The following is a 22,772-nucleotide window of genomic DNA, read 5'->3' as shown; positions in this document are numbered from 1 at the left end:
GCAACATGTTTCTGTCTATTTTTTTATCATTAGAAAATATGCCGCTTTTTTGATCAAAAATTCACGAGACTGACACTTTTCGCATCGGCCTGTGCCCCATAATTTGGCAGCGGCGCGTAAATCAGCACCAAAATCTTGCGGGAATCGACCCCGAATCCAGCGCATAAAGGCGGCTGTTTTTTCGAATCCGGCGCATTACACGCCCGAAAACGAAAATTTAACTCTCGGATTCGCAGAAACGAAGCCTTGCTCTGAAGCACAACAAAATCGATGCCATGACACAAATCCAGAACCACCATGCCCCTGCCTGGCATCAGGCAGGCCAAAGCAGCGTTCATTTGCCATGTTGACAGCATCTCGCCCATACAGGGTGCTCAAAACGCCGGATATTCGCGCGGCACGTTCGCGCGGCACGTTCGCGCCGAACATGCGGTTCAATGCCGAAAAATCAATTTTATAACTGGAGAAAAAGTTGCCATTGGCAGGCAAGATGCAAATCACACCTGCACAAATCTCGACCAAATCGCAAAAGGCCAAGGAAAAATCCGGCCCCAGTCAGGAACCTATCGGTTTGGCAGACAGCGGCGCATCGCAGGCAGGATGTATGATGATGGTCGCCCCGCTGCCATCCCTATCACTTGACGCGGAACCTTTATCCCGCCGGCCTGACAGAAGATACCCGACACCATCTGTCCCCTGATCGCGTTTGATATCGTACATGCGCTGGTCGGCAAGATCGACAAGGGAATGCGGTTCTTCCTGCTTGTCCTCGATACGTTCGGCGATCCCGACACTACAATACTGACGATAGCCATCAGGCAAATCCGTCAGCCCCTTTCCAACGACACGCCGCATCACTTCGCGTGCCTGAGCACTGGTCAGACCGGGCAACAAAACCAGAAATTCCTCGCCGCCCCACCGCACAACAACGTCACCACGTCGCAACCCGGCAATCAGGCTTTTACCACTGCAGGCCAGAATACGGTCGCCCTGATCATGGCCAAATGCGTCATTCACCTGTTTGAAATTGTCCAGGTCAACAAAGGCCACCGAAAAGGGCCGACAACTGCGGCGCGCCGTCTCGAACCCGAGAAACAGCATTTCCGATCCGAAACCACGGCTATAGGCACCCGTTAACGGGTCCTGCGCGATTTGTTGAATGTTGATGATGGTGCGATAAAGCTGCAACAAGGCCGACAGTGCGGCTGTCACCGTCATGACGAGAAACAGCACGCGCATCGACATAACACCGGCAGTCGTCACCCCACTGGCATCGGGCAGCAAACCGGTAACATCGAGCCCCGCCGGAATGGCAATAAAAACACAAACTTCGAGCAAAGTAAGGGGCATGGCTGATAACAGCATGCCCATTGCCAACATGAGCAGCCCATGTGTCATGACCATATGGCTGGAGGTAGCAGCATCGGCCAGCGACAGCGCAAACAACACACCCACAGACAACATTAGCAGGCCAAATGGCAATAACGGCACCTTGCGCCGCAAACGCGCACCAAGACGACCATCCAGCATGGCCCAAAATGCAATCAACGCCACCAAAGCCCGGATAATATTTTGCCAATTGGCGTTTAACAGGTCCGCATAGGAACCATCCCAAACCAGGGCAACAATCAAATAAAGCAGGACAAAACCAGCTGCAATCCGGCCCGTCTGGCGGAGAATCTCGCCACGGCGCAACCTGAGGGCTTCATTGTGAAAAAACGGCACGACGAAGTCGCGAATCTCACATCGCAACCTTTCCCTCAGAAATGACGCTAAAGGAGAGTTCGAGGATGGCACGCAGGGCTCCGTCACCTAAATTCAATCAGGAGCATCGCACGCCCCAGGAAACAAAACTTATACTCGCGCCATACAACCAAAATAACAACTATCCAAAGGAGGTGCAATCACGCAATAAAACCACCCCTCATGCCCCTTTTATGGTTTTTTATGACTATAAAACACCGTGTAAATAAAAGATCTGCCAGTCTTTATGACAAAAAATAAAGGGACAATCCGAAGACTGTCCCTTTATCCAATACGGATCATACAAAAGTTTTAGCAACCTGACCGATCTATCCCCACAAATCTGCCGGGGGCAAGGACATCACACCTTTATCAAAGGCAATGCCATTATCACGATCCTTTGCCATCCATAATGGCCCATCAAGGTCAACAATACGGGCCCGGGCGGCAACCACCATAGCCGGTGCCATCGCAAGCGAGGTACCAACCATGCAGCCGACCATCAATTGCATTCCGGCATCAAGGGCGGCATCTGCCAGCTCAAGCGCGCCGGTCAAGCCACCGGTTTTGTCGATCTTGATGTTGATCATGTCATAAAGCCGGGCCAGACGCGGAATGTCGGCTACGGTATGGACCGATTCATCGGCACACAGCAAAACAGGGCAGTCAATATCAACCAGCCCGTCATCGCTGCCCGCCGGAAGCGGCTGTTCGATCATTTCAACACCCAGCGCATCCAGCTCCGCGCCAATATCGCGCAGAAGTTCAATCGACCAGGCTTCGTTGGCATCAACGATCAAACGCGATTCCGGCGCACCTTCGCGCACCGCCCGCACCGATTCGACAACATTTTCGCCGTTCAGCTTCAGCTTCAAAAGCGGTACGGAAGACGCCTTTTTTGCCGCTTCACGCATGGCATCGGGCGTATCAAGGCTCAGGGTTTCTGCCGTAACCAGCCCTTCGGGTGCCGGCGCCTCAAGCCCCGGCAAATCCCAGACACGACGGCCAAACCGCTTTGCTTCCAGGTCCCAATAGGCACAGTCAACGGCATTGCGTGCCGCCCCGGCCTTCATGGCATCCTGCAATTGCGCCCGGGTCATCCCGTGTTCCAGGGCATCAGCCTGGGCTTTGATGTCCGCGATCACCTGATCGATGGATTCGCCGTACCGGGCATAGGGAACACATTCCCCACGCCCGCTAAATTCGCCATCACTCAGGGTCACAACCACCACTTCGGCCTGGGTTTTGGCCCCGCGCGAAATTTTAAAGGCTGTCCGTAACGGCCAGATTTCGGATGTGACGCTTAGTTTCGGCACATCAGATCTCCTGCAATTTATCGACAATCGGCGCAACGCCGTTGCGCACCGGATCCACACACGGCAGACCAAACTCTGCGGAGATATCAGCCATCAGCTTGCTTGCAGCAGCTTCATCCAGCGCCTTGGTATTGATGGCAAACCCGGCAACCACGCAATCGGGGTTGGTCAGGCGGGCGTGCATCAGGTTCACTTCCAGAGTCGTCTTCAGATCCGGCAGCGAATAACCCGGCAGGCCGCGCATATGTGTGCGGGTCGGCTCATGGCAAACGACAATGGCATCGGCCTGCGACCCATGCAAAAGACCCAGCGACACACCGGCATAAGACGCATGGAACAGGCTGCCCTGCCCTTCGACCACGTCCCAATGGTCCGCATCATTGGCCGGTGCAATGGTTTCAACCGCACCAGAAATGAAATCCGAAATCACGGCATCAACCGAAATGCCTTCGCCAGCGATGAAAATACCGGTCTGGCCAGTCGCGCGGAAGGTGGATTTGATACCGCGTTTTTTCATTTCGGCTTCAATGGCAAGGGCGGTATACATTTTACCGACCGAGCAATCGGTACCCACCGCAAGAACACGCTTACCGCTGCGCTTTTCACCACTGCCAACCGGCAGCTTGCCGTCAAAATGGCGCACGTCAAACAGCGACACGCCTTTGGCAGCTGCGGCTTCGGCCAGTTCGGGAATCGTCGACAGCTTGGTATGCAGGCCATTGGCGATGTCCATGCCGGCATCAATGGCCTCAAGCAGCGTTTCCATCCAGACCGGGCCAATAATACCACCCCGGTTGGCGACACCCAGAACCAGGGTTTTAACCCCGGCTTCGCGGGCCTCGGCAATTGTCATGTCCGGCAGACCCAGATCCGCATTGCAGTTTTCAAGGCGAAGCTGGCCTTTGCACCATTCCGGGCGCCACTGTTTAATGCCGATTGCGGTCTTTGCCGCCAGCTCGTCCGGGGCATCACCAAGAAACATAAGATAGGGATGTTCGATTTTCATTACTTTACCTCCTTGACCAGCGTCCAACCGCTGAACTTATAATCTGGCAGCGACTATAGCCTGAACAAGGCCCCGCCCGCCAGATGTAGTGTGGGGCCATCTTCGGCTATATCGTGAGATGTTCGCAGTAAATTCGGAAAAAACACAAAAAATCCGAAATATATTCGACCATCTATCAACTTAAACACAGTTTATTGTAAAGGAAGCTGGGAAAAACCGGTAAAAACGCAATAAACTGCAATTATGAAGGACTGGCGTGAAAGCGCCCGACTTATTGATGAGTACGGATCTCAAAACGTGGCTATCCGAACGAAAAATTGAAGAAGTTGAATGTATTGTGCCTGACATGTCAGGGGTGGCACGCGGCAAGGTTTTGCCAACGCAAAAATTTTTGCGCGGGGTTGAAAACAAAAGCCTCGCCATTCCCGAGGCAATTTTCTGCCTGACTGTCACTGGGGGCTACCCCGAAGAAACCGACGCTTTTCTGGACCCTGCGGAAAAAGACGTGGTGATGGTTCCAGACGCCGAAACCATCCGCGTTGTGCCCTGGTATGAAGAGCCAACCGCCCAGATTATTTGTGATTGTTACCATTTTTCGGGCGAGGAAGTGTCAATTTCCCCGCGCAATGTTCTTAAACGTGTTCTCAAACAGTTTGAAAACCTGGGCATGCGCCCGATCATTGCCCCGGAACTTGAATTTTACCTGGTCGCCAAAAACACCGACCCGGACAACCCGTTAGAACCGCCGGTTGGCCGATCCGGCCGGCCGGAACGTGCCTCAAACGCCTTTGGCATTGATGCCATTAACGAATTCGACCCGCTGATCGAGGACCTGTACGATTATTGCGAGGCCATGAATATCGATGCCGATACCATGAGCCACGAATCGGGCCCGGCCCAGCTGGAAATGAACTTTAACCACGGCGACCCGCTGGAACTGGCGGACCAGTCCTTCCTGTTCAAGCGGACCCTGCGTGAAACCGCCCTCAAACACGGGGTCTATGGTACCTTCATGGCAAAACCGATGGGCAATCTGCCCGGCAGCGCCATGCACATCCACCAAAGCCTGATCGACATCAAAACCGGCAAAAACCTGTTTTCCGATGACGATGGTGAAAATTCAAAGCTGTTCCTGAATTACATTGGCGGACTGCAGCGGTATCTGCCCGCCGCGATGCCGCTTCTGGCGCCGAATATGAACAGCTATCGCCGTTTGCAGCCCTGGTCGGATGCCCCGATCAACATGCACTGGGCACTGGATAACCGCACGGTTGGTTTACGCCAGCCCAACGGCCCGCCCAGTGCGCGCCGCATTGAAAACCGCATTCCTGGGGCGGACGCCAACCCCTATCTCGCGATTGCGGCATCCCTGGCCTGCGGCTTGTTGGGCATTCAGGAAGAAATTGATCCGACAACACCGATCGAGGGTTCAGGTTATGACCGTGCGCATTCCCTGCCCCGCCACATTCACGAGGCCCTGGCAAAATTCAGCCGTTCACGCCCGCTCAAAGATTTGCTGGGCGATGAATTTTCGGCTGCGGTCCTGGCGGTCAAGGAAGCGGAATGGGATACCTACCAGACTGTCATCAGCGCCTGGGAACGTGAACATCTGTTACTGAACGTCTGATCTTTCAACGTCGGGATTTTGCCAAAATCCCCACTCATAACCGATTGCGCCGGAATATACCGTTCCGGCGCAATTTTTTTGCATGAAAGACGTCACAATCACTACAAAATTCAAAAGACCGGCAAAAACGTCATCTTGTATTTGACAAAGCGCGGAAACGTTTCAGGATTATCGCAGGCATGGGCGGAAATAGGGAGGTCCCCATGATAAATGACGTTGCCACAAGGGAGGCACCGCACAATGAAAACATATAATAAAACCATCAGCCTGATCGCATTTGTCACTGCTTTTGCCGGATTTCACGCCAATGTGTCGGCCGAGGAAGTTTTGAATGTCTACAACTGGTCAGACTACATTGCCGAAGACACCATTGCCAATTTCGAGAAGGAATTTGGCGTAAAAGTCAATTATGACATGTATGACAGCACCCAGATGGTGGAAGCCAAAATGCTGGCCGGAAATTCCGGCTATGACGTTGTCGTTCCCACACTGGCCGATGCTGAACGTTTGATCAAAGCCGGGCTGTTTCTCAAGCTCGATAAATCCAAACTTACCAATTACGGTAATCTTGATCCGACGATTTTAAAACAGACCGCCAAATACGACCCCGACAATGCCTATGCCGTGCCTTATCTTTGGGGGACAAACGGCATTGGCTATAACGTCGCCAAGATCAAGGAAGTCCTCGGCGACGATGCCCCGGTAGATAGCTGGTCGCTGATATTTGACCCGAAATATGCCAAAGAAGTCAGCAAATGCGGCATGACGATGCTCGATGACCCCAGCGAAATTGTCCCGCTGGTCAGTGCCTATCTTGGCACGGCAGATGAGCCACAAAGCATCAAATCCGTCGAAGCGGCGATGGCAGAACTGGAAAAGGTTCGCCCCTACATTACCTATTTCCACAGTTCGCAATATATCAACGATCTCGCGAACGGAAATATCTGTGCCGCGATTGGCTGGTCTGGCGATATTTACATGGCGGCATCCCGTGCGGCCGAAGCCAATAACGGCAACGAGATCAAATATGCCATCCCCAAGGAAGGTACACTGATCTGGTTTGACACCATGATGATCCCGGCCGATGCCCCGCACCCGGACCTTGCGCATAAATTCATCAACTATATTCTGCGCGGCGATGTCAGTGCGGCCATTACCAACTATGTCGAATATGCAGGGCCGAACCTGGCCGCAATGGACATGATCGAAGACCGTATCAAAAACAATCCCAGCATCTATCCGTCAGATGAAGTCAAGGAGCGCCTACGCTCCAAGGTGGAACCGGATGCCAAGGTTTTACGAGTAAGGACCCGTTTGTGGACCAAACTGAAAACCGGCCAATAATGCGATAATTCCTCGTTCGGGGATCAGTCAAAGCAGAAAATCGTCACGCACCCGATATCTTGTGTTTGACAAATCCCCGAACGGTTTAAAGGATAGATAAAGCCTGTCGGAGCACATTGCCCCGGTTGCTTGTCTTAACGCTGTCAACGAGGGAGGCACAGCGACATGTCATCACTGAAAAAATGCACCACCAGCCTGATTGCGCTGGTTGCGACAGTTTCAGCCCACACGACCATTGCATCCGCCGAGGATGTTTTAAACGTCTATAACTGGTCGGACTATATCGCCGAAGACACCATCGCCAATTTTGAAAAGGAATATGGCGTCAAGGTCAATTACGACGTTTATGATAGCAACCAGGTTGTTGAAGCCAAATTGCTGGCAGGTCATTCCGGTTATGACATCGTGGTTCCAACTCTGGCCGATGCGCAGCGTTTGATTCAGGCAAATATTTTCCAGAAGCTCGACAAATCCAAGCTGCCGAATTACGGCAACCTTGACCCGGCCATTCTGAAACAAACCGCCAAATATGACCCCGACAATGCCTATGCCGTCCCCTATATGTGGGGCACCAACGGCTATGGCTATAACGTTGACAAAGTTAAGGAAATTCTGGGCGATGACGCCCCGACCGACAGCTGGGCCCTTATTTTTGACCCAAAATATGCGTCAAAGCTGTCAAAATGCGGCCTGACGCTGCTTGATGATCCGGGCGAAATGGTGGATCCGGTGAATTTCTATCTCGGCAATGGGGACAAACCGCAAAGCAAGGAATCTATCCAGGCGGCGATGACCCAGCTTGAGAAAATCCGTCCCTACATCACCTATTTCAACAGCTCCCAGTACATTAACGACCTTGCCAATGGCAATGTCTGCGCCTCTGTCGGTTTTTCGGGCGATATTTTCATCGCGCGTGACCGCGCGGAAGAAGCCGGAGACGGGATTAAAATCAATTACGTGATTCCCAAGGAAGGCACGCTGATCTGGTTTGATACCATGCTGATCCCGGCTGATGCCCCGCATCCCGACCTGGCGCACAAATTCATCAACTATATCCTTGATCCAAAGGTCAGCGCCTCGATCACCAATTATGTCACCTATGCTGGCCCGAACCTTGCGGCCATGCCCTATATTGATGATGCCATCAAAAACAATCCCGGCATTTATCCGTCTGACGAGGTAAAGGCAAAGCTGCGCGCCAAGATCGAACCTGGACCCAAATTGCTGCGCGAACGCACCCGTTTGTGGACCAAGCTCAAAACCGGCCAATAAGCCTGCTTGAGATCAGAGCATAAAAACACAAGGCGCGGCATCCCCCGCGCCTTGTTTCATTTATGACTCGCATCACGACGCTAAAATCGCGGTTGCATCCTGCAATCCGGCGGTCTTAAACCGCGAAATGATGAAGAAAAAATTGCTCATTTTCTGAACAGGAGCGCTCATTTTGCCAGCATTATCGCCATAAAATGGCGCATGATGTTCAAAATATCGCACACCCCTCTTTACAGATTGCGCAAATGCTTCATCCTGTTAAGCAGAAAAACACGAACAGTATCACAACATCGGACGGGAGAATTCTGGTGTCGCAGGGGGCCAATCAGCAAGACGCACAATCATGTGTACAAACCAGCCAACCGTGGAATAATCCGGACGCAGTACCGTTTATCCGGTTTGAAAAAGTCACCAAAAAATTTGGCGATTTCTACGCTGTTGATGACGTATCGCTCGATATTTACCGCCACGAGCTTTTCGCCCTGCTTGGCGGATCGGGCTGTGGCAAAACGACATTGTTGCGCATGCTAGCCGGGTTTGAAGACCCGACAGAGGGCAAAATCTTTATCGACGGTGTCGATATGGCGAATGTACCGCCCTATGAACGCCCAACCAACATGATGTTCCAGTCCTATGCCCTTTTCCCGCATATGAGCGTGGAAAAGAATGTCGCCTTTGGCCTGCATCAGGATGGATATTCCAAGTCCGAAATCAAAGAGCGGGTTGCCGACATGCTCGCCCTGGTGCAAATGAGCAAATTTGCCACCCGCAAACCACACCAGCTTTCAGGTGGTCAGCGCCAGCGTGTTGCCCTGGCCCGTTCCCTTGTCAAACAGCCCAAGGTATTGCTGCTGGATGAACCGCTGGGCGCGCTTGATAAAAAACTGCGCGAACAAACCCAGTTTGAACTGGTCAATATTCAGGAAAAACTTGGCACCACCTTTGTCATGGTCACACACGACCAGGAAGAAGCCATGACCATGGCATCGCGCATCGCGGTGATGAATGAAGGGGTAATCAAGCAAATCGGCACACCGTTCGAGCTGTATGAATATCCCAATTCCCGCTTTACCGCCAACTTCCTGGGTCAGGTCAACCTGATCGAAGGCACCCTGATTGATGATGACGAAAAATACGCCATCATCCAGTCTGACGATATTGGCGGCGAAATTTATATCGACCACGCGGTTCAGGGACATGAAGGCACCACCCTATGGGTCGCGCTCCGCCCGGAACGCCTGCGCCTGTGTACTGAAAAACCCGAAAATGCCGAACGTAACTGTTTTGCCGGCAAGGTCGAGGAAATTGGCTATCTGGGCGGATTATCGACCTATCACGTCCGCCTTGAGACCGGGAAACGCATTCGTGTCAGCGAACCCAACACCCATCGCCATAATGAACCGCGCTATACGTGGGACGATCAGGTTTGGGTGACGTGGGAGACGGGGTCCGCCTCGGTGCTGAACCAATGAGCGAAATCAAACCTACCCTCAAACAACGTTTTGACCGCTGGATGATCCGGCATGGCCGAATTCTGGTTATCGGCCTGCCCTATCTGTGGCTTTTTCTGTTTTTCCTCGTCCCGTTTCTGATTGTCCTCAAAATCAGTTTTGCCACGGCGCAATATGCCCAGCCGCCCTATAGCGCCCTGTTTCAATGGGTCGATGAAGGCGTCAATATCGCCATCAATTTTGGCAATTACCTGTTTTTACTCTCTGACAGTCTGTATTTTTCGGCTTATCTCAATTCGATCCGTATCGCCGCCATCTCGACCGTGATTACGCTTTTGATCGGCTATCCAATGGCTTACGGCATTGCGCGGGCCAAGGGCTCCACGCGCAACCTGTTGCTGATGCTGGTGATTTTGCCTTTCTGGACCAGTTTCCTGATCCGCGTCTATGCCTGGATCGGCATTCTCGACCGCGAAGGACTGATCAACGCCGCCCTGATGGGGCTGCATATCATTTCCGAACCATTGATCATTCGGCAAACAGAAGTCGCGGTCTATATCGGCATTGTATACACTTATCTGCCCTTCATGATCCTGCCGCTATATTCCACACTGGAAAAAATGGATGTCAGCCTGCTCGAAGCGGCACTCGATCTTGGCTGCAAGCCCTGGAAGGCTTTTGTCAAAATCACCCTACCGCTATCGATGCCCGGCATTCTGGCGGGCTCGCTTTTGGTTTTCATTCCTGCCGTTGGTGAATTTGTCATTCCGGAATTGCTGGGTGGCCCCAACACATTGATGATCGGGCGAACGCTCTGGAACGAATTCTTCTCTAACCGTGACTGGCCCATTGCTTCTTCTGTGGCCATTGCGATGCTGATCTTTCTGGTCGTACCGATCATGTATTTTCAGCATATTCAGGGCAAAACCGAGGAGCCAGGCAAATGAACGGAAAACGCTCCATCTTTCTGATGTCGGCACTGTGTTTTGGCTTCGCCTTTCTGTATGTGCCCATCATGCTGGTAATCATTTATTCCTTTAACGAGGGCAAACTGGTTACGGTCTGGGCCGGTTTCTCAACCAAATGGTATGTCGAACTGTTTCGGGACGACGCCATGATCGATGCAGCATGGAACAGCCTGCGCATTGGCCTTATGTCCGCAACGCTGGCCCTGGCCATTGGCACCCCGGCGGGTCTTGTGATGTCGCGGTTCGGGCGCTTTCGCGGCCGCACCCTGTTTTCGGGCATGATCGCCGCCCCGCTGGTGATGCCCGATGTGATTACCGGCCTGTCGCTGCTGCTGCTTTTTGTGACAATGGAACAGCTGGTCGGCTGGCCCGCCGGGCGCGGCATGACCACCATCGTCATTGCCCACACCACATTCTGCGCGGCCTATGTTGCCGTGGTGGTGCAATCACGCCTTGCTGGTATGGACACCTCGATCGAGGAAGCGGCAATGGATCTGGGGGCAAAGCCCACCAAGATCTTTTTCCTGATCACCCTGCCCATGATCCTGCCCGCCCTGATGGCAGGCTGGCTTTTGTCCTTTACCCTGTCCCTTGATGACCTGGTGATTTCCAGCTTCGTTGCCGGTCCGGGGTCCACAACCCTGCCGATGAAAGTGTTTTCGTCGGTCCGGTTGGGGGTCTCACCGGAAATCAACGCGCTGGCAACCCTGATCATCGTTGCCATTTCCATCCTGATCATTATTGCCAGTATTCTGGTGATGCGGTCAGAACGGCAAAGAACAAGGCAAGTGCAGGAAGATACCGGCATTCCTGGCTGATCGACCAAAAACCGTCACAGACGTTAGCTGATACGCAACGCAACAGCCCCGCATCGATGCGGGGCTGTTTTGCCATTCCAAGCCATGTTTCATGTTCATTTTTCACAATGAAACCGAAAACACCAAAAAAGGGGATGGTTTACGGGTTGAAACCATCCCCTTTTTTCATCCGATCATCAAACGGGTGGCCTGACTAATGGCCGTCATCTCACCATCTATAGTGATGGCACCACTTCTGGTCTGGGACTGCTATCTGTCTTCATGACCGCCATTTCAGCGCGCCAGAATTCAATTACAGCCATTTCGGCAGACTGGGCAAAATCGATGATCATGTCTTCCAGCGCGTTTTGGCGCATCAACACCACAACCCTGTCCGGCACCTGGGACATTTGCCATAACCCCAAAATAAGCGCGAAGGAATTTGCCATCAGATTACGGGCCTGCTGTTCGGTAATGGCATAAATCTCGGAAAGCGCATCGGCCGTCCGCTTCACCATTGCCGCAACATACCGTTTGTGAATCAGCACGCTTTCATCATCGGCCCCTTGTTCAAGGACACCGTGCGAAAGTGACGCCAGATACAAAAAACGTGATCTTTTGACCAGATAATCAACAAACTGACGGGCCACCCGAAGCGGATCACGATCAGCCGGAAGACGCATTGCTTCCTGTTCGATGATTTCCAGATTGTTCTCGCTCCATCCCTTGAAAAAGCGACGAAGCACTTCCAGAAACAGGGCCTCTTTGCTGGAAAAGTAAAGGTATAACGTGCCTTTGGCCAGGTTGGCCTTTTTTGCAACCTCCGCAGCAGACGGAAGTTGCCCCTCGCTTTCCAGAAAAAGCGCCTCTGCGGCGTCTATAATGTCGTTTCTGCGACGCAGCTTTTGTTCATGGCTGCGCGCGCGAACGAGACATTCATTTTCCATATTTTATTCTTCCCCGGTCTTCTCCCCGGCGAATTATTGCCCGCATTGACAGCCAGAGTCAAACAACGGTTCAGGCTTAATCCCTATTTGTCCGCCTGCTTCAACAAGTCGCACAGTCCTGTAACACACCCAAACAAATACGACTTTTGCTAAAATGATATAATTATTCAAATTAAATCAAAATGTTAGACCATCACCCAATTGGCAAAAAATGACTTATGGTCAGCAATAAAAAAACGGCGCCAGCAAAATTTATAAAGCCTGCAACAACCGTAGTGAAAGATGGCAAGCAGCCCAACAAACCGGACGTGCTGTTTTCACACTGGCAGTTCTGTGGTACGTTTGACCTCTCGCAGGGTAATGACGGTTTGCACCCGCTCAACACCGGGAAGCTGGGTGAGAACTTCGCTATGGATGCGTTCATAATCTGATGTGTTGCTGTAAACCACATGCACCAAATAATCGCTTTGCCCGGCCAAAAGATAACATTCCACCACTTCCGGCACGGACTGGATTTCACGTTCAAAATCCTCCAGGGCCTGGCGGGTTTGGCGCGCGATGGAAATATTGACAAAAGCATTGCCGGGTTTGCCAATGCGCTTGGGATTTAACAGCATGGCATAGCGGTCGATGAAACCGGCTTCTTCAAGCAGGCGAACACGACGCAGACAAGCAGAGGCCGACAAATTGACCTTTTCTGCCAGATCAGCATTGCTGATACGGCCATCCTGCTGCAGCAGTCGAAGTATCATCCGGTCGCGCGCATCTATTTCCATTCGCATATTTCCCTGAAAAATGGGCAGTTTGTTAAAATATTATACCAACAATATCACCTATAACGGCTTGGATTGAAGAGAAATTGCGAAAAATTTGAGGTATTGTTCAAAGATAACTAAAAGCCGGGGAAAAACCCCATCCATAACCCCAAAATCCGGGAGGTCACACCATGTTGATCGGTGTACCAAAAGAAATCAAAAACCATGAATATCGCGTCGGTCTGACGCCATCCTCTGTCCGCGAAGCTGTTGCCCATGGTCACAAAGTGATCATTGAAACCAGCGCCGGGGACGGTATTGGCTGTACCGACGCGGATTATCAAGCTGCTGGCGCTTCGATTGTCGATAGTGCCGCCGAAATTTTTGCCACCGCCGAAATGGTGGTAAAGGTAAAGGAACCGCAAAAAGTTGAATATGAACAGCTGCGCGAAGGCCAGCTTTTGTTCACCTATTTGCACCTGGCACCGGACCCCGCCCAGACCGAAGGTCTTGTGAAATCCGGTGTCACAGCCATTGCCTATGAAACCGTAACCGACCGCAATGGTGGCCTGCCGTTGCTGGCCCCGATGTCGGAAGTTGCCGGACGCATGGCGCCCCAGGTTGGTGCGGCTGCCCTGCAAAAGGCTGCTGGTGGCCGTGGCATGCTTCTGGGCGGTGTCCCAGGTGTGTCGCCTGCCAAGGTCGTTGTGATTGGCGGTGGCGTTGTCGGCACCAATGCCGCGCGCATTGCGGCAGGCATGGGGGCGAACGTCACCATCCTGGATAAAAACGTCAAACGTCTAACTTATATTGACGACCTTTTTGGCCCGGCCATCAAAACGCAATATGCCACCATCGACGATACCGAAAGCCTGGTTTATGAAGCCGACCTGGTTGTCGGGGCCGTCCTCATCCCCGGTGCCGCCGCACCAAAACTTATTCGCCGTGAACAGCTTTCAAAAATGAAACCGGGTTCCGTCATTGTTGATGTCGCCATCGACCAGGGCGGTTGCTTTGAAACATCAAAGGCAACCACCCATGCCGATCCGATTTATATTGTCGATGATGTTGTGCATTACTGTGTTGCCAACATGCCTGGTGCGGTTGCCCGCACCTCAACCTTTGCGCTCAACAATGCCACCCTGCCCTTCATGCTGGCCCTGGCCGACAAGGGCTGGAAAAAGGCATGCCAGGATGACCCGCATTTGGCAGCCGGTTTGAATGTCCATAATGGCCAAATCACCTATGAGGCCGTCGCCCGTGAATTGGGGTACGAGTATCAGCCGCTGGAAAAGATTCTCGCATAATCAGCCAAACGCCTTCATCACACCCTCGTCATCAATGGCGAGGGTGTTTTCGCAAGCCAACCAACTGAACGACAAATAATTTCAGCTTTTACGCCACGTCCATAGACCCGGCAGAGCATTGACAATTGCCTGGATGGCAAAACCAATGAAAATCAGCCCGGTCGCCCGCACGATCCAAATTTGATGGCGCACATAAAAGCGGCGTAAAAAACCAAGCCCCACAAGCCAGATCAATATCAGATCCGCCAGAACAAACCCGACCAAAGATGCCGCCAGCAAACCGGCCATGCTGCTCCAGTCCAGCATATCGGCGTTTTTGGCCAAAAGGGCGGTAAACATGGCCACGGCAACCGGATACCCCTTGGGATTGGTGATGCCAAATATCAGTCCCCGCCGCCACGGATGGCGAATGGCAATATCAAGTTCACCTTGAGGTTTGCGCCTTGCCGTAAGAGCACGAAAGCCCAGCCAGAACAGATAAACACCGCAAATCATCGCCAAGGCGTGAAAAACAACCGGGTCCATCACGCGCGAACCAATAATCGCCACCAGCGCCAATCCGGCCCACATCAAGTCCCCTGCCAGATGACCAAACAGAAAACCCGCACTGGCCGCGCGCCCCTGGGCCGCACCAAGCCCCAGCATCGCCAGAAAGGCCGGCCCTGGCGTTAAGACATAAATGGCAGCAGCCAGCATTGCCCCCATGAGCATTGAAAATTCCATGACCTTTCCCCGCCTGACCTGAAAAACCACTTAATCCTTTTCAACGTCAAATCATGGCATGAAAAGCGCTGTCCGGAGAAATCAAAAACAGCATTACGCAGTATTTGTGATTGCCCTTTTCGCCATCAAAAAAGCCACCCGACAATTGCGGGTGGCTTCATAACAGTGCGATCAAAACCGGATGGATCAGAATTCAACCTGGGTCACATCACGCACAGCACCCTTATCGGCACTGGTTGCCAACGCGGCATAGGCGCGCAGAGCCGTGGTCACGCGGCGTTTGCGCGGTTTTTCCGGCTTCCAGGCCGCCGCACCCTTTGCTTCCATTGCTTCGCGACGGGCAGCCATTTCGGCATCGTCAATCGCAATGTGGATGGTGCGGTTGGGAATGTCGATTTCAATCATATCACCGGGCTGAACCAGCGCAATATCCCCCCCGGCTGCGGCCTCTGGCGAGACATGGCCGATAGAAAGGCCCGACGTCCCGCCCGAGAAACGACCATCGGTAATTAACGCACATGCCTTGCCCAGCCCCATCGATTTCAGATAGCTGGTCGGATACAGCATTTCCTGCATACCCGGACCGCCTTTGGGGCCTTCATAGCGAATGACGACAACATTGCCTTCCTTGACCTCGCCGCCCAGAATCTTGGCAACGGCTTCGTCCTGGCTTTCGCACACCACAGCCGGGCCGCTGAATTTCAGGATGCTGGAATCAACACCGGCGGTCTTAACGATACAGCCATTGCTGGCAATATTGCCAAACAAAACCGCCAAACCACCATCCTGGCTATAAGCATGTTCAACGTCGCGAATGCAGCCTTCTTTTTCGTCCAGGTCCAGGTCATCCCAGTAGCGTTCCTGGCTAAACGCTGTCTGCGTCGGAATACCGCCGGGCATGGCCCGATAAAATTTGTGAACTTTTTCGTCCTGGGTCCGTCTAATGTCCCACTTTGCCAGGGCATCACCCATTGTTTTGGCGTGCACCGTGGCAACATCGGTATGCAGCAATCCACCGCGTTCCAGTTCGCCGAGAATACGCATAATGCCGCCCGCACGATGGACATCTTCCATGTGATAGAGCGGATGCGAGGGGGCCACCTTGGACAGATGCGGAATTTGACGCGACAAACGATCCATATCGCTCATGGTGAAATCAAGTTCGGCTTCACGCGCGATTGCCAGCAAATGCAAAACCGTATTGGTTGAGCCGCCCATTGCAATATCCAGCGCCATTGCATTTTCAAACGCCTCAAAGGTGGCAATGCCGCGCGGGGTCGCTGTGATGTCGTCTTCCTCGTAATAGCGCCGCGCCAAACGAACGGACGTGCGGGCGGCTTCCAGGAACAGTTCCTTGCGTGCCGCATGGGTTGCCAGCACCGAACCATTGCCCGGCAATGCCAGCCCCAGCGCCTCGGCCAGGCAGTTCATCGAATTGGCGGTAAACATGCCAGAGCACGAGCCACAGGTCGGACAGGCGGAACGTTCAACAACGGCCACCTGTTCATCGGAAATTTTGGGATCGGCGGCTTCGACCATCGCATCGACCAGGTCAAGGTGGCGTTCCTTGCCTTCGATCGTAACTTTACCGGCCTCCATCGGGCCACCAGAAACAAACACACACGGGACATTAAGGCGCATGGCTGCCATCAACATACCGGGGGTGATTTTATCGCAGTTGGAAATGCAAACCATCGCATCGGCACAATGGGCATTGACCATATATTCGACCGAATCCGCGATAATTTCGCGCGACGGCAGACTGTAAAGCATGCCGTCATGGCCCATCGCAATCCCGTCATCCACCGCAATGGTGTTGAATTCCTTTGCAACCCCGCCAGCGGCCTCGATCTCGCGGGCAACCATCTGGCCAAGGTCTTTCAGATGGACGTGACCGGGCACAAACTGGGTAAAGCTGTTGACCACCGCAATAATCGGCTTATCGAAATCCTCATCCTTCATGCCTGTGGCGCGCCAAAGACCGCGCGCACCGGCCATATTGCGACCGTGGGTGGTTGTACGGGACCGATATTCCGGCATGGGTCGAACCTCTCTTTATGCGTAATATTTTAAACTCGGGTTTTAGCACAGACTTGGCGCACATTTACAGTTTTTTGCCCGAAAATTACGACAAACCTGCCATGCGCGTATTTTTTATACCCTAGACGACCACGCAATAACAGCTCATGGGGCTTCCAACATGAAAACTGTACTGACCAATAGGGTTGTGTTCATTTGAGACGCCTACTCCAAAGACCCTTGCTATACTGCGAATGAATAGGAGACACCTTGCCAAGTAAAGAATATTTTAATGACTGATTATCGCCGCCAGGCGATTCTCCCACTCCCATTCTTACCCCGACCTGTAATGTGGTCGGGGTTTTTTTATCTACCGTTCTGCACCCTTTCCTGCACATGGCGTTAAATCAATATCACGCTCAGCGGGTTTGCCTGTCATCAAAACACATGCTTCCCCAAGCCCGTTTTTACGCCCCGTAAATTGACGCAATCTTGCAACCCCGCCTGTCGGATCCTAAATTGCCGCGACATATCGATAATGACCTGGTTTATCGCACCATCCCCCCGCAAGAAGATGGCAATAGCAGGCAAGGTAGGTCATTATAAAACAAGACCACTAGGACAAGGCATTGCATGACAGCCGAGCTTTCAACCTTATTGCGACGCGGACTGGCTGCCCACGAAGGAAACCGCCCACAGGAAGCGGAAAAGCTTTATCGTCGTGTTCTTGATATTGCGCCTACTCATACCGAGGCAGAACACCTGCTGGCCACTGTATTAACCCAGCAGGGACAGCACCGCGAAGCCCTGGAACTGTTTGAAAGCTGCATTTCCCGCATGGGGGCCAACCCGGCGGCGCGGTGCAATTATGCCATCGCCCTTGAAGCCTGTGGCGATATCGAACGTGCGATTGACGAATTTCGCCTTGCGCTAAGCTATCATGGGGATTTCCCCACTGCGCTGTTCCACCTTGCCCGATTGGAAAAAGCGCGTGGCAATTATGGGCAAACCATCGACCTTCTGGGCCGGATGCTGAACCTCCATAACGGCAATTTTGAAGCGTTTGTGTTGTTTGGCGAGGCGCTCAATGCACTGGGGCAGGAACAGGCCGCCCTGATGGCCTTTGAAAATGCCGCCGAGGCCGCCAAGCTTGATGCCGACAAAATCAACCAGGTTGGCGGCGTTTTGCTGCGCCTTGGCTATGTCGATGCCGCGCGGAACCTGTTTTCCCGCGCGCTAAGCATCCATGCCGATCACGTTCCATCGCTTGTCAATCTGGCAATGGCGCTTATTGCTGCGGGACGGTATCAGCAAGCACATGATGTTCTGGACACCGCACGCACCCAAGCCCCAAACCTGGCCGATATCGAAGCCCTGTCAGCCGATATTCTGATCCGCAGTGGTGATACGGCACATGGGGTTGCCCGCCTGGCCGCCCTGGTCGAGAAAAACCCGGCCCGATCCGATTTTCATGCCCGGCTGTTATCGGCCCTGTTATATTTGCCGCAATTTGACGGCCCGGAATATTTAAAACAGGCCCGGCAATGGGCACGGTCCCATTTGCCCCCGCTGGTTGAACCACCGCGCTTTGCCAATAACAAAATGCCGGACCGTCGCCTGCGCATAGGCTGGATCTCGCCCGATTTTCGCGATCATCCGCTTCATGCCCGCCTGATGGGCATGGCACGCCACCATAATCGCAACGAAATCGAACTGTTCATCTATTCCGCCGTCACCCGCCATGACGACATTACCCGCCAATGGCAAATTGTTGCCGATAGCTGGCGCGATGTCGCCGGGCAAAATGCAGAGCGCATCGCCGAGCGCATTCGCAAGGACCGCATTGATATTCTGGTCGATCTTTCGGGTTTCACCCGCGACCATCCGATAGAGGTTTTTGCCTATCGCCCGGCCCCGATACAGGTGACATTCCACAACGCCTCCACCGGGATTACGCACATAGATTATATTTTTGGTCATGCCGACATGACAGCACCCGACGCCCCGGAAAACCGCATTTGCAGCGAAACGCTCCATCGCCTGCCCCATGCCGGTTTTGCCTATACCCCGCCGGAGGACAGCCCCGCCATCGGCCCCTTGCCCGCCATGCTGAATAGCTACGTGACATTCGGTTTTACCGGCACCCTGCCGCGTATCAGCGATGCGGTGTTGAACTGTTGGGCGCGCATTATGAACAAGGCCCGCGATAGCCGCCTGATCATTCAGGCTGACGGGCTGCATGACGAATTTGTCCGCCACAACTTCCTGGATCGTGCCCGCCAGGCCGGCCTGCATGCCGATCGCATTACCTGCCAGGGCATAGACCCCGACAAAATACGGAATACCGCGATTTACGACCAGATCGATATCGGCCTTGATCCCTTCCCCGCCAATAACATCATGGCGGGCTGTGACATGCTGTGGCATGGGGTACCTTTTGTCACCCTGGCGGGCACTATGCCATCAGCCCGCTGCGGACTGGGTATTCTGGCCGATGTCGGCCTTGATGCCCTGGCGGCAGAAACCCATAATGGTTATGTCGAAAAGGCTGTTTTGCTGGGCCGCGATGTCGAGGCCCTTTCCATCATCCGCCGGACCCTGCGCGATCGCGTGTTAAAGGCCAGTATGATGGATCATCGCCAGATTGCCGATGATTTTGAACAGGCCTATCGCGACATATGGCGTCACTGGTGCGCCCAGTAAAAAAGCCTGACAGCCCGCATATTAAGCGACAATTACACCTGTTTCAAAAAGACGGTCCACCGCCGCGGGCAGATCATCGGCAATAAAATCGGCATTGTTTGCGCCGGGCATATCGACCTGCTGCGCCCCATGCCCCGTGCGCACCAAAACCGTTTTCAAACCTGCCGCCCGCCCGGCGTCAAGATCGACGATCTTGTCCCCAATCAGCACACTTTCGGCGCGATCAATGGCAAAATCCTCGCAGGCGGCCAAAATCATGCCGGGCCCTGGCTTCCGGCAAATACTTTCCTTTTTATACGCGCCCTGCCCGTCGGGGTGGAACGGCGAATAATAGATACCCTGCACGCTGGCCTCTTTTGCCGCCAGAAGCTGCGTCATGCGTTCATGCAAAACAAGCAGGTCATCTTCGTTAAGGTAGCCCCGCGCAACACCGGACTGATTGGTCACAACAATAACCGGGACCCTGGCGGCATTAATACGGGCAATCGCCTCGCCAACACCGGGAATAAGCACCAAATCCTCCGGCTTGGACAGATAATGCACTTCCTGGTTAATCACACCGTCACGATCCAGAAATATCGCTGGCAGGGCATGGCGCAAATCCCGCCATTTCGGCGCGGGATCAATCAGGTGTCGGCGGACAAATGAATAATCGGTCATGGCATTATGAACTGCGTTAATTATCTGAAATTACCTAAAAAATATCTTTGCCCTTTGGCGCAAATACACACAACCCGTTCAGGATGCGACAAATGCGCAAAAGTCTCAAGGCCGGTTTATCAGACAACACCACCCAAACCGCAAGCAGCAGATTACCCAAAATCTAGCACCATATCTGCCCGACCAGAATGACAACATTTCGTGATACCACCCATGATTGTTATAACTGGTATTACCATTATTAACTTGTCGGCAGCCTTGCGAACGTGGCAAGACCCTATACTGGCGTTTTTGTCAGAGGGACCATGAATGTTTTCCAATATTTTTGCCGTGCTCGCCCCGGTTTTTATTACCACAGGGCTGGGATATTTCTGGTCGCGGGCCGGAAAGCATTTTGACACCTCCCTTGTCACCTCGCTGGTTACTTTTTTTGGCACCCCGTGCCTGACCTTCGCCGCGCTTGCCACGGTTAAAATCGGTGCCAATGCCCTGATATCGATGGGCACTGCCGCCGTCATTGCAACGGTCGCCTTTGCGATCATTGGCTGGATCGTCCTGAAACTGCTGGGGCTATCGCCGCGCACCTATCTGCAATCTCTTACCTGGCCCAATATTGGCAATGTCGGCCTGCCACTGTGCCTGTTGGCCTTTGGCAATGACGGGCTTGCCCTGGCGGTTGCGTTTTTTACCGCCATGATTGTATTGCAATTTACGGTTGGCGTGGCCTTTGTTGCCGGGACATTTTCGCTGCGATCCCTGGTAAAAATGCCCATCATCCCGGCAACGATTTTGGCAATTTTATTTCTGACAACCGAAACGCCCGTACCCGCCTGGCTTTACAATACAACCGATCTAATCGGTCAACTGACCATCCCGTTAATGCTGTTTACATTGGGGGTATCGCTGGCCCGGCTAAAACCGGTCAGCCTGGTGCGCAGTATTGGCCTGTCAATTGTCCGTCTGGCGATGGGATTTGGTGTAGGCCTTGCCATTGCCAGCCTTATGGGGCTTGAAGGCATGGCCCGCGGTGTTGTGATTTTACAATGTTCAATGCCGGTTGCTGTATTCTGCTATCTGTTTGCCCAGCTTTACGACAATGAACCCGAAGAAGTGGCCGGTGTGGTCATTTCATCCACCTTCCTTGCCGCCGTCAGCCTGCCAGTTCTGTTATGGTACGTATTATAGATGCCGTAACCTTACTGCGACAGCGTCAGCCGGTAATGCCCGGTGTGATCATCGTCAGCATAATAGCCAACGGCACAATCATAGCTGCCGTTTTTCAGCTCAGGGTCATTGTTGGTTGCGGCAAGCTCCATAACCGCATCGCGGCATTGATCTAAGCTGCCAAGATCCTCGCCCGCAAACCGGAAGGCTGTTTTATCGTTTTTATCGGGGAAATAAACCGCCGTTACCTTTTCCCACGGGGCAGGCCCTTCCGGCCAAATCAAGTTCGCCAGCCATTCACGCGGGCCATTCAGGGTGGAAAATGCCAGACCGGCGATAATTGCAACGGCAACGCCCCGGCGTACCATGCGCCCGCGTGTTTGATGTCTCATTTACCGTCCCATCCCAGTTCCTGAAAATCAGTGCCGCGAAATTCGGCATCACAATCGAGGTAATATTCATCAAGCTGCGGCGGTTTTTGCGATGTTCCTGCCAGCATGGCATGCACCTGCCCGCGATGATGGGTTTGATGCACAAATAAATGCGACAAAACCGCCCCTGCCGTTTCCCGGGCCAAAACACCATTCCCGCGATCAAGTGTCACCCGTTTTTGGGCGCCTTCAACTGTCAGGTTCTGGCAAAACGTCAGTAATGTCTGGTCGCTGGTTTTTTGCGCGGCCGCCAGTGCCGTGATGTCAGAAAAAGGGTTTTCATTGGCAAAGCAGTCGGTCCCGCGCCCCTGGGCCAGCAGGGCATCGATATAAAACCAGTCAACGATCAGGATATGATTAAGGGTTTGCAAGATGCCCGGAAAAAATGACGTTCTTTTTGCCGTTAACGCCGCGTCATCAAGTTTCTGGCAACAGGCCAACAACCGAAAATTGGACCAGGCATTGTTACGTGCCTGATCAACAAACGATGTACCAGGCGGGCTTGATGGCTCTGACATGGTTAAGACCCTTGAAAAAAC

20 protein-coding genes are annotated in these 22,772 nt (G+C 53.1%); 9 read left to right on the top strand and 11 right to left on the bottom strand.

From position 1 onward, the window contains the following. Positions 1-53: 53 nt before the first annotated feature. From LF95_RS05625 to dgcN, 4 genes are all read right to left on the bottom strand, one after another. Positions 54-365 carry a hypothetical protein gene (locus LF95_RS05625; protein WP_073954053.1) on the bottom strand — a complete coding sequence of 104 codons (312 nt, stop codon included), beginning with the start codon at positions 363-365 and terminating at the stop codon, positions 54-56. 190 nt (positions 366-555) lie between these two features. Continuing rightward, positions 556-1,725, bottom strand: coding sequence for a GGDEF domain-containing protein (locus LF95_RS05620; RefSeq protein WP_083607519.1), 1,170 nt, complete (start codon positions 1,723-1,725; stop codon positions 556-558). A gap of 347 nt (positions 1,726-2,072) precedes the next feature. Further along, complete coding sequence (gene dgcA / locus LF95_RS05615) at positions 2,073-3,059, bottom strand: N-acetyl-D-Glu racemase DgcA (protein ID WP_073954051.1); 987 nt, start codon at positions 3,057-3,059, stop codon at positions 2,073-2,075. 1 nt (position 3,060) lies between these two features. Continuing rightward, positions 3,061-4,065, bottom strand: a complete 1,005-nt coding sequence (gene dgcN, locus LF95_RS05610; protein WP_073954050.1) for an N-acetyltransferase DgcN — start codon at positions 4,063-4,065, stop codon at positions 3,061-3,063. 277 nt (positions 4,066-4,342) lie between these two features. Between dgcN and LF95_RS05605 the strand changes: the two genes are divergently transcribed. From LF95_RS05605 to LF95_RS05580, 6 genes are all read left to right on the top strand, one after another. Next, the gene (locus tag LF95_RS05605; protein WP_073954049.1) at positions 4,343-5,692 is read left to right on the top strand and encodes a glutamine synthetase family protein; all 1,350 of its coding nucleotides are present in this window, start codon (positions 4,343-4,345) and stop codon (positions 5,690-5,692) included. A gap of 240 nt (positions 5,693-5,932) precedes the next feature. Continuing rightward, complete coding sequence (locus LF95_RS05600; protein WP_073954048.1) at positions 5,933-7,036, top strand: polyamine ABC transporter substrate-binding protein; 1,104 nt, start codon at positions 5,933-5,935, stop codon at positions 7,034-7,036. Positions 7,037-7,201: 165 nt separating this feature from the next. After that, complete coding sequence (locus tag LF95_RS05595; protein WP_073954047.1) at positions 7,202-8,308, top strand: polyamine ABC transporter substrate-binding protein; 1,107 nt, start codon at positions 7,202-7,204, stop codon at positions 8,306-8,308. Positions 8,309-8,616: 308 nt separating this feature from the next. Continuing rightward, entirely contained in the window at positions 8,617-9,780 is a 1,164-nt protein-coding gene (locus LF95_RS05590; protein WP_371440815.1) for an ABC transporter ATP-binding protein, read from the top strand. After that, positions 9,777-10,706, top strand: a complete 930-nt coding sequence (locus LF95_RS05585; protein ID WP_073954046.1) for an ABC transporter permease subunit — start codon at positions 9,777-9,779, stop codon at positions 10,704-10,706. Before LF95_RS05590 ends, LF95_RS05585 begins: the two co-directional genes overlap by 4 nt. Then, positions 10,703-11,545, top strand: a complete 843-nt coding sequence (locus tag LF95_RS05580) for an ABC transporter permease subunit (RefSeq protein ID WP_073954045.1) — start codon at positions 10,703-10,705, stop codon at positions 11,543-11,545. Before LF95_RS05585 ends, LF95_RS05580 begins: the two co-directional genes overlap by 4 nt. 215 nt (positions 11,546-11,760) lie before the next feature. Here LF95_RS05580 and LF95_RS05575 read toward each other — a convergent pair whose 3' ends face one another. Together LF95_RS05575 and LF95_RS05570 are read right to left on the bottom strand one after the other, a co-directional pair. After that, a complete protein-coding gene (locus LF95_RS05575; RefSeq protein WP_083607517.1) occupies positions 11,761-12,471 on the bottom strand; it encodes a TetR/AcrR family transcriptional regulator in 711 nt (236 codons plus the stop codon). 317 nt (positions 12,472-12,788) lie between these two features. Beyond that, positions 12,789-13,247 carry an Lrp/AsnC family transcriptional regulator gene (locus tag LF95_RS05570; RefSeq protein ID WP_073954044.1) on the bottom strand — a complete coding sequence of 153 codons (459 nt, stop codon included), beginning with the start codon at positions 13,245-13,247 and terminating at the stop codon, positions 12,789-12,791. 170 nt (positions 13,248-13,417) lie between these two features. Between LF95_RS05570 and ald the strand changes: the two genes are divergently transcribed. Next, positions 13,418-14,533 (top strand): alanine dehydrogenase, encoded by a 1,116-nt coding sequence (ald, locus tag LF95_RS05565; RefSeq protein WP_073954043.1) that lies wholly within the window; start codon positions 13,418-13,420, stop codon positions 14,531-14,533. A gap of 81 nt (positions 14,534-14,614) precedes the next feature. Here ald and LF95_RS05560 read toward each other — a convergent pair whose 3' ends face one another. Both LF95_RS05560 and ilvD read right to left on the bottom strand, forming a co-directional pair. Further along, positions 14,615-15,256 carry a LysE family translocator gene (locus LF95_RS05560; RefSeq protein ID WP_073954042.1) on the bottom strand — a complete coding sequence of 214 codons (642 nt, stop codon included), beginning with the start codon at positions 15,254-15,256 and terminating at the stop codon, positions 14,615-14,617. Between the two features lie 186 nt (positions 15,257-15,442). After that, positions 15,443-17,296, bottom strand: a complete 1,854-nt coding sequence (ilvD, locus tag LF95_RS05555) for a dihydroxy-acid dehydratase (protein WP_073954041.1) — start codon at positions 17,294-17,296, stop codon at positions 15,443-15,445. A 612-nt stretch (positions 17,297-17,908) separates the two neighbouring features. On the opposite strand from ilvD, the gene LF95_RS05550 reads away from it, so the two are divergent. After that, positions 17,909-19,978, top strand: a complete 2,070-nt coding sequence (locus LF95_RS05550) for an O-linked N-acetylglucosamine transferase, SPINDLY family protein (RefSeq protein WP_073954040.1) — start codon at positions 17,909-17,911, stop codon at positions 19,976-19,978. A 21-nt stretch (positions 19,979-19,999) separates the two neighbouring features. Here LF95_RS05550 and LF95_RS05545 read toward each other — a convergent pair whose 3' ends face one another. After that, positions 20,000-20,638 (bottom strand): D-glycero-alpha-D-manno-heptose-1,7-bisphosphate 7-phosphatase, encoded by a 639-nt coding sequence (locus LF95_RS05545; protein WP_083607516.1) that lies wholly within the window; start codon positions 20,636-20,638, stop codon positions 20,000-20,002. A gap of 309 nt (positions 20,639-20,947) precedes the next feature. Between LF95_RS05545 and LF95_RS05540 the strand changes: the two genes are divergently transcribed. Next, positions 20,948-21,823 carry an AEC family transporter gene (locus tag LF95_RS05540; protein WP_073954039.1) on the top strand — a complete coding sequence of 292 codons (876 nt, stop codon included), beginning with the start codon at positions 20,948-20,950 and terminating at the stop codon, positions 21,821-21,823. An 11-nt stretch (positions 21,824-21,834) separates the two neighbouring features. Here the strand turns inward: LF95_RS05540 and LF95_RS05535 are convergent, their stop codons facing one another. Together LF95_RS05535 and LF95_RS05530 are read right to left on the bottom strand one after the other, a co-directional pair. After that, positions 21,835-22,194, bottom strand: coding sequence for a hypothetical protein (locus tag LF95_RS05535; protein WP_073954038.1), 360 nt, complete (start codon positions 22,192-22,194; stop codon positions 21,835-21,837). Continuing rightward, on the bottom strand, positions 22,191-22,751 hold the full coding sequence (locus tag LF95_RS05530) for a DinB family protein (RefSeq protein WP_073954037.1): 561 nt from the start codon (positions 22,749-22,751) through the stop codon (positions 22,191-22,193). Before LF95_RS05530 ends, LF95_RS05535 begins: the two co-directional genes overlap by 4 nt. Positions 22,752-22,772: the final 21 nt, after the last annotated feature.

Origin of the sequence: Thalassospira sp. TSL5-1, assembly GCF_001907695.1 — a bacterium.
In the GTDB taxonomy this organism is placed as follows: domain Bacteria; phylum Pseudomonadota; class Alphaproteobacteria; order Rhodospirillales; family Thalassospiraceae; genus Thalassospira.
The sequence above is the reverse complement of the archived record's forward strand: the minus strand, read 5'-3'. Positions and strand labels throughout refer to the sequence as shown.

Excerpts from the sequence above, each read along its gene's own strand:
- LF95_RS05625 (WP_073954053.1), bottom strand. The coding sequence starts at position 365 with ATGGGCGAGATGCTGTCAACATGGCAAATGAACGCTGCTTTGGCCTGC.
- LF95_RS05570 (WP_073954044.1), bottom strand. The coding sequence starts at position 13,247 with ATGGAAATAGATGCGCGCGACCGGATGATACTTCGACTGCTGCAGCAG.
- LF95_RS05580 (WP_073954045.1), top strand. The coding sequence starts at position 10,703 with ATGAACGGAAAACGCTCCATCTTTCTGATGTCGGCACTGTGTTTTGGC.
- LF95_RS05605 (WP_073954049.1), top strand. The coding sequence starts at position 4,343 with ATGAGTACGGATCTCAAAACGTGGCTATCCGAACGAAAAATTGAAGAA.
- LF95_RS05560 (WP_073954042.1), bottom strand. The coding sequence starts at position 15,256 with ATGGAATTTTCAATGCTCATGGGGGCAATGCTGGCTGCTGCCATTTAT.
- ilvD (WP_073954041.1), bottom strand. The coding sequence starts at position 17,296 with ATGCCGGAATATCGGTCCCGTACAACCACCCACGGTCGCAATATGGCC.
- LF95_RS05585 (WP_073954046.1), top strand. The coding sequence starts at position 9,777 with ATGAGCGAAATCAAACCTACCCTCAAACAACGTTTTGACCGCTGGATG.
- LF95_RS05535 (WP_073954038.1), bottom strand. The coding sequence starts at position 22,194 with ATGAGACATCAAACACGCGGGCGCATGGTACGCCGGGGCGTTGCCGTT.
- LF95_RS05545 (WP_083607516.1), bottom strand. The coding sequence starts at position 20,638 with ATGACCGATTATTCATTTGTCCGCCGACACCTGATTGATCCCGCGCCG.
- LF95_RS05540 (WP_073954039.1), top strand. The coding sequence starts at position 20,948 with ATGTTTTCCAATATTTTTGCCGTGCTCGCCCCGGTTTTTATTACCACA.
- LF95_RS05595 (WP_073954047.1), top strand. The coding sequence starts at position 7,202 with ATGTCATCACTGAAAAAATGCACCACCAGCCTGATTGCGCTGGTTGCG.
- LF95_RS05575 (WP_083607517.1), bottom strand. The coding sequence starts at position 12,471 with ATGGAAAATGAATGTCTCGTTCGCGCGCGCAGCCATGAACAAAAGCTG.
- LF95_RS05600 (WP_073954048.1), top strand. The coding sequence starts at position 5,933 with ATGAAAACATATAATAAAACCATCAGCCTGATCGCATTTGTCACTGCT.
- LF95_RS05530 (WP_073954037.1), bottom strand. The coding sequence starts at position 22,751 with ATGTCAGAGCCATCAAGCCCGCCTGGTACATCGTTTGTTGATCAGGCA.
- dgcN (WP_073954050.1), bottom strand. The coding sequence starts at position 4,065 with ATGAAAATCGAACATCCCTATCTTATGTTTCTTGGTGATGCCCCGGAC.
- LF95_RS05550 (WP_073954040.1), top strand. The coding sequence starts at position 17,909 with ATGACAGCCGAGCTTTCAACCTTATTGCGACGCGGACTGGCTGCCCAC.
- ald (WP_073954043.1), top strand. The coding sequence starts at position 13,418 with ATGTTGATCGGTGTACCAAAAGAAATCAAAAACCATGAATATCGCGTC.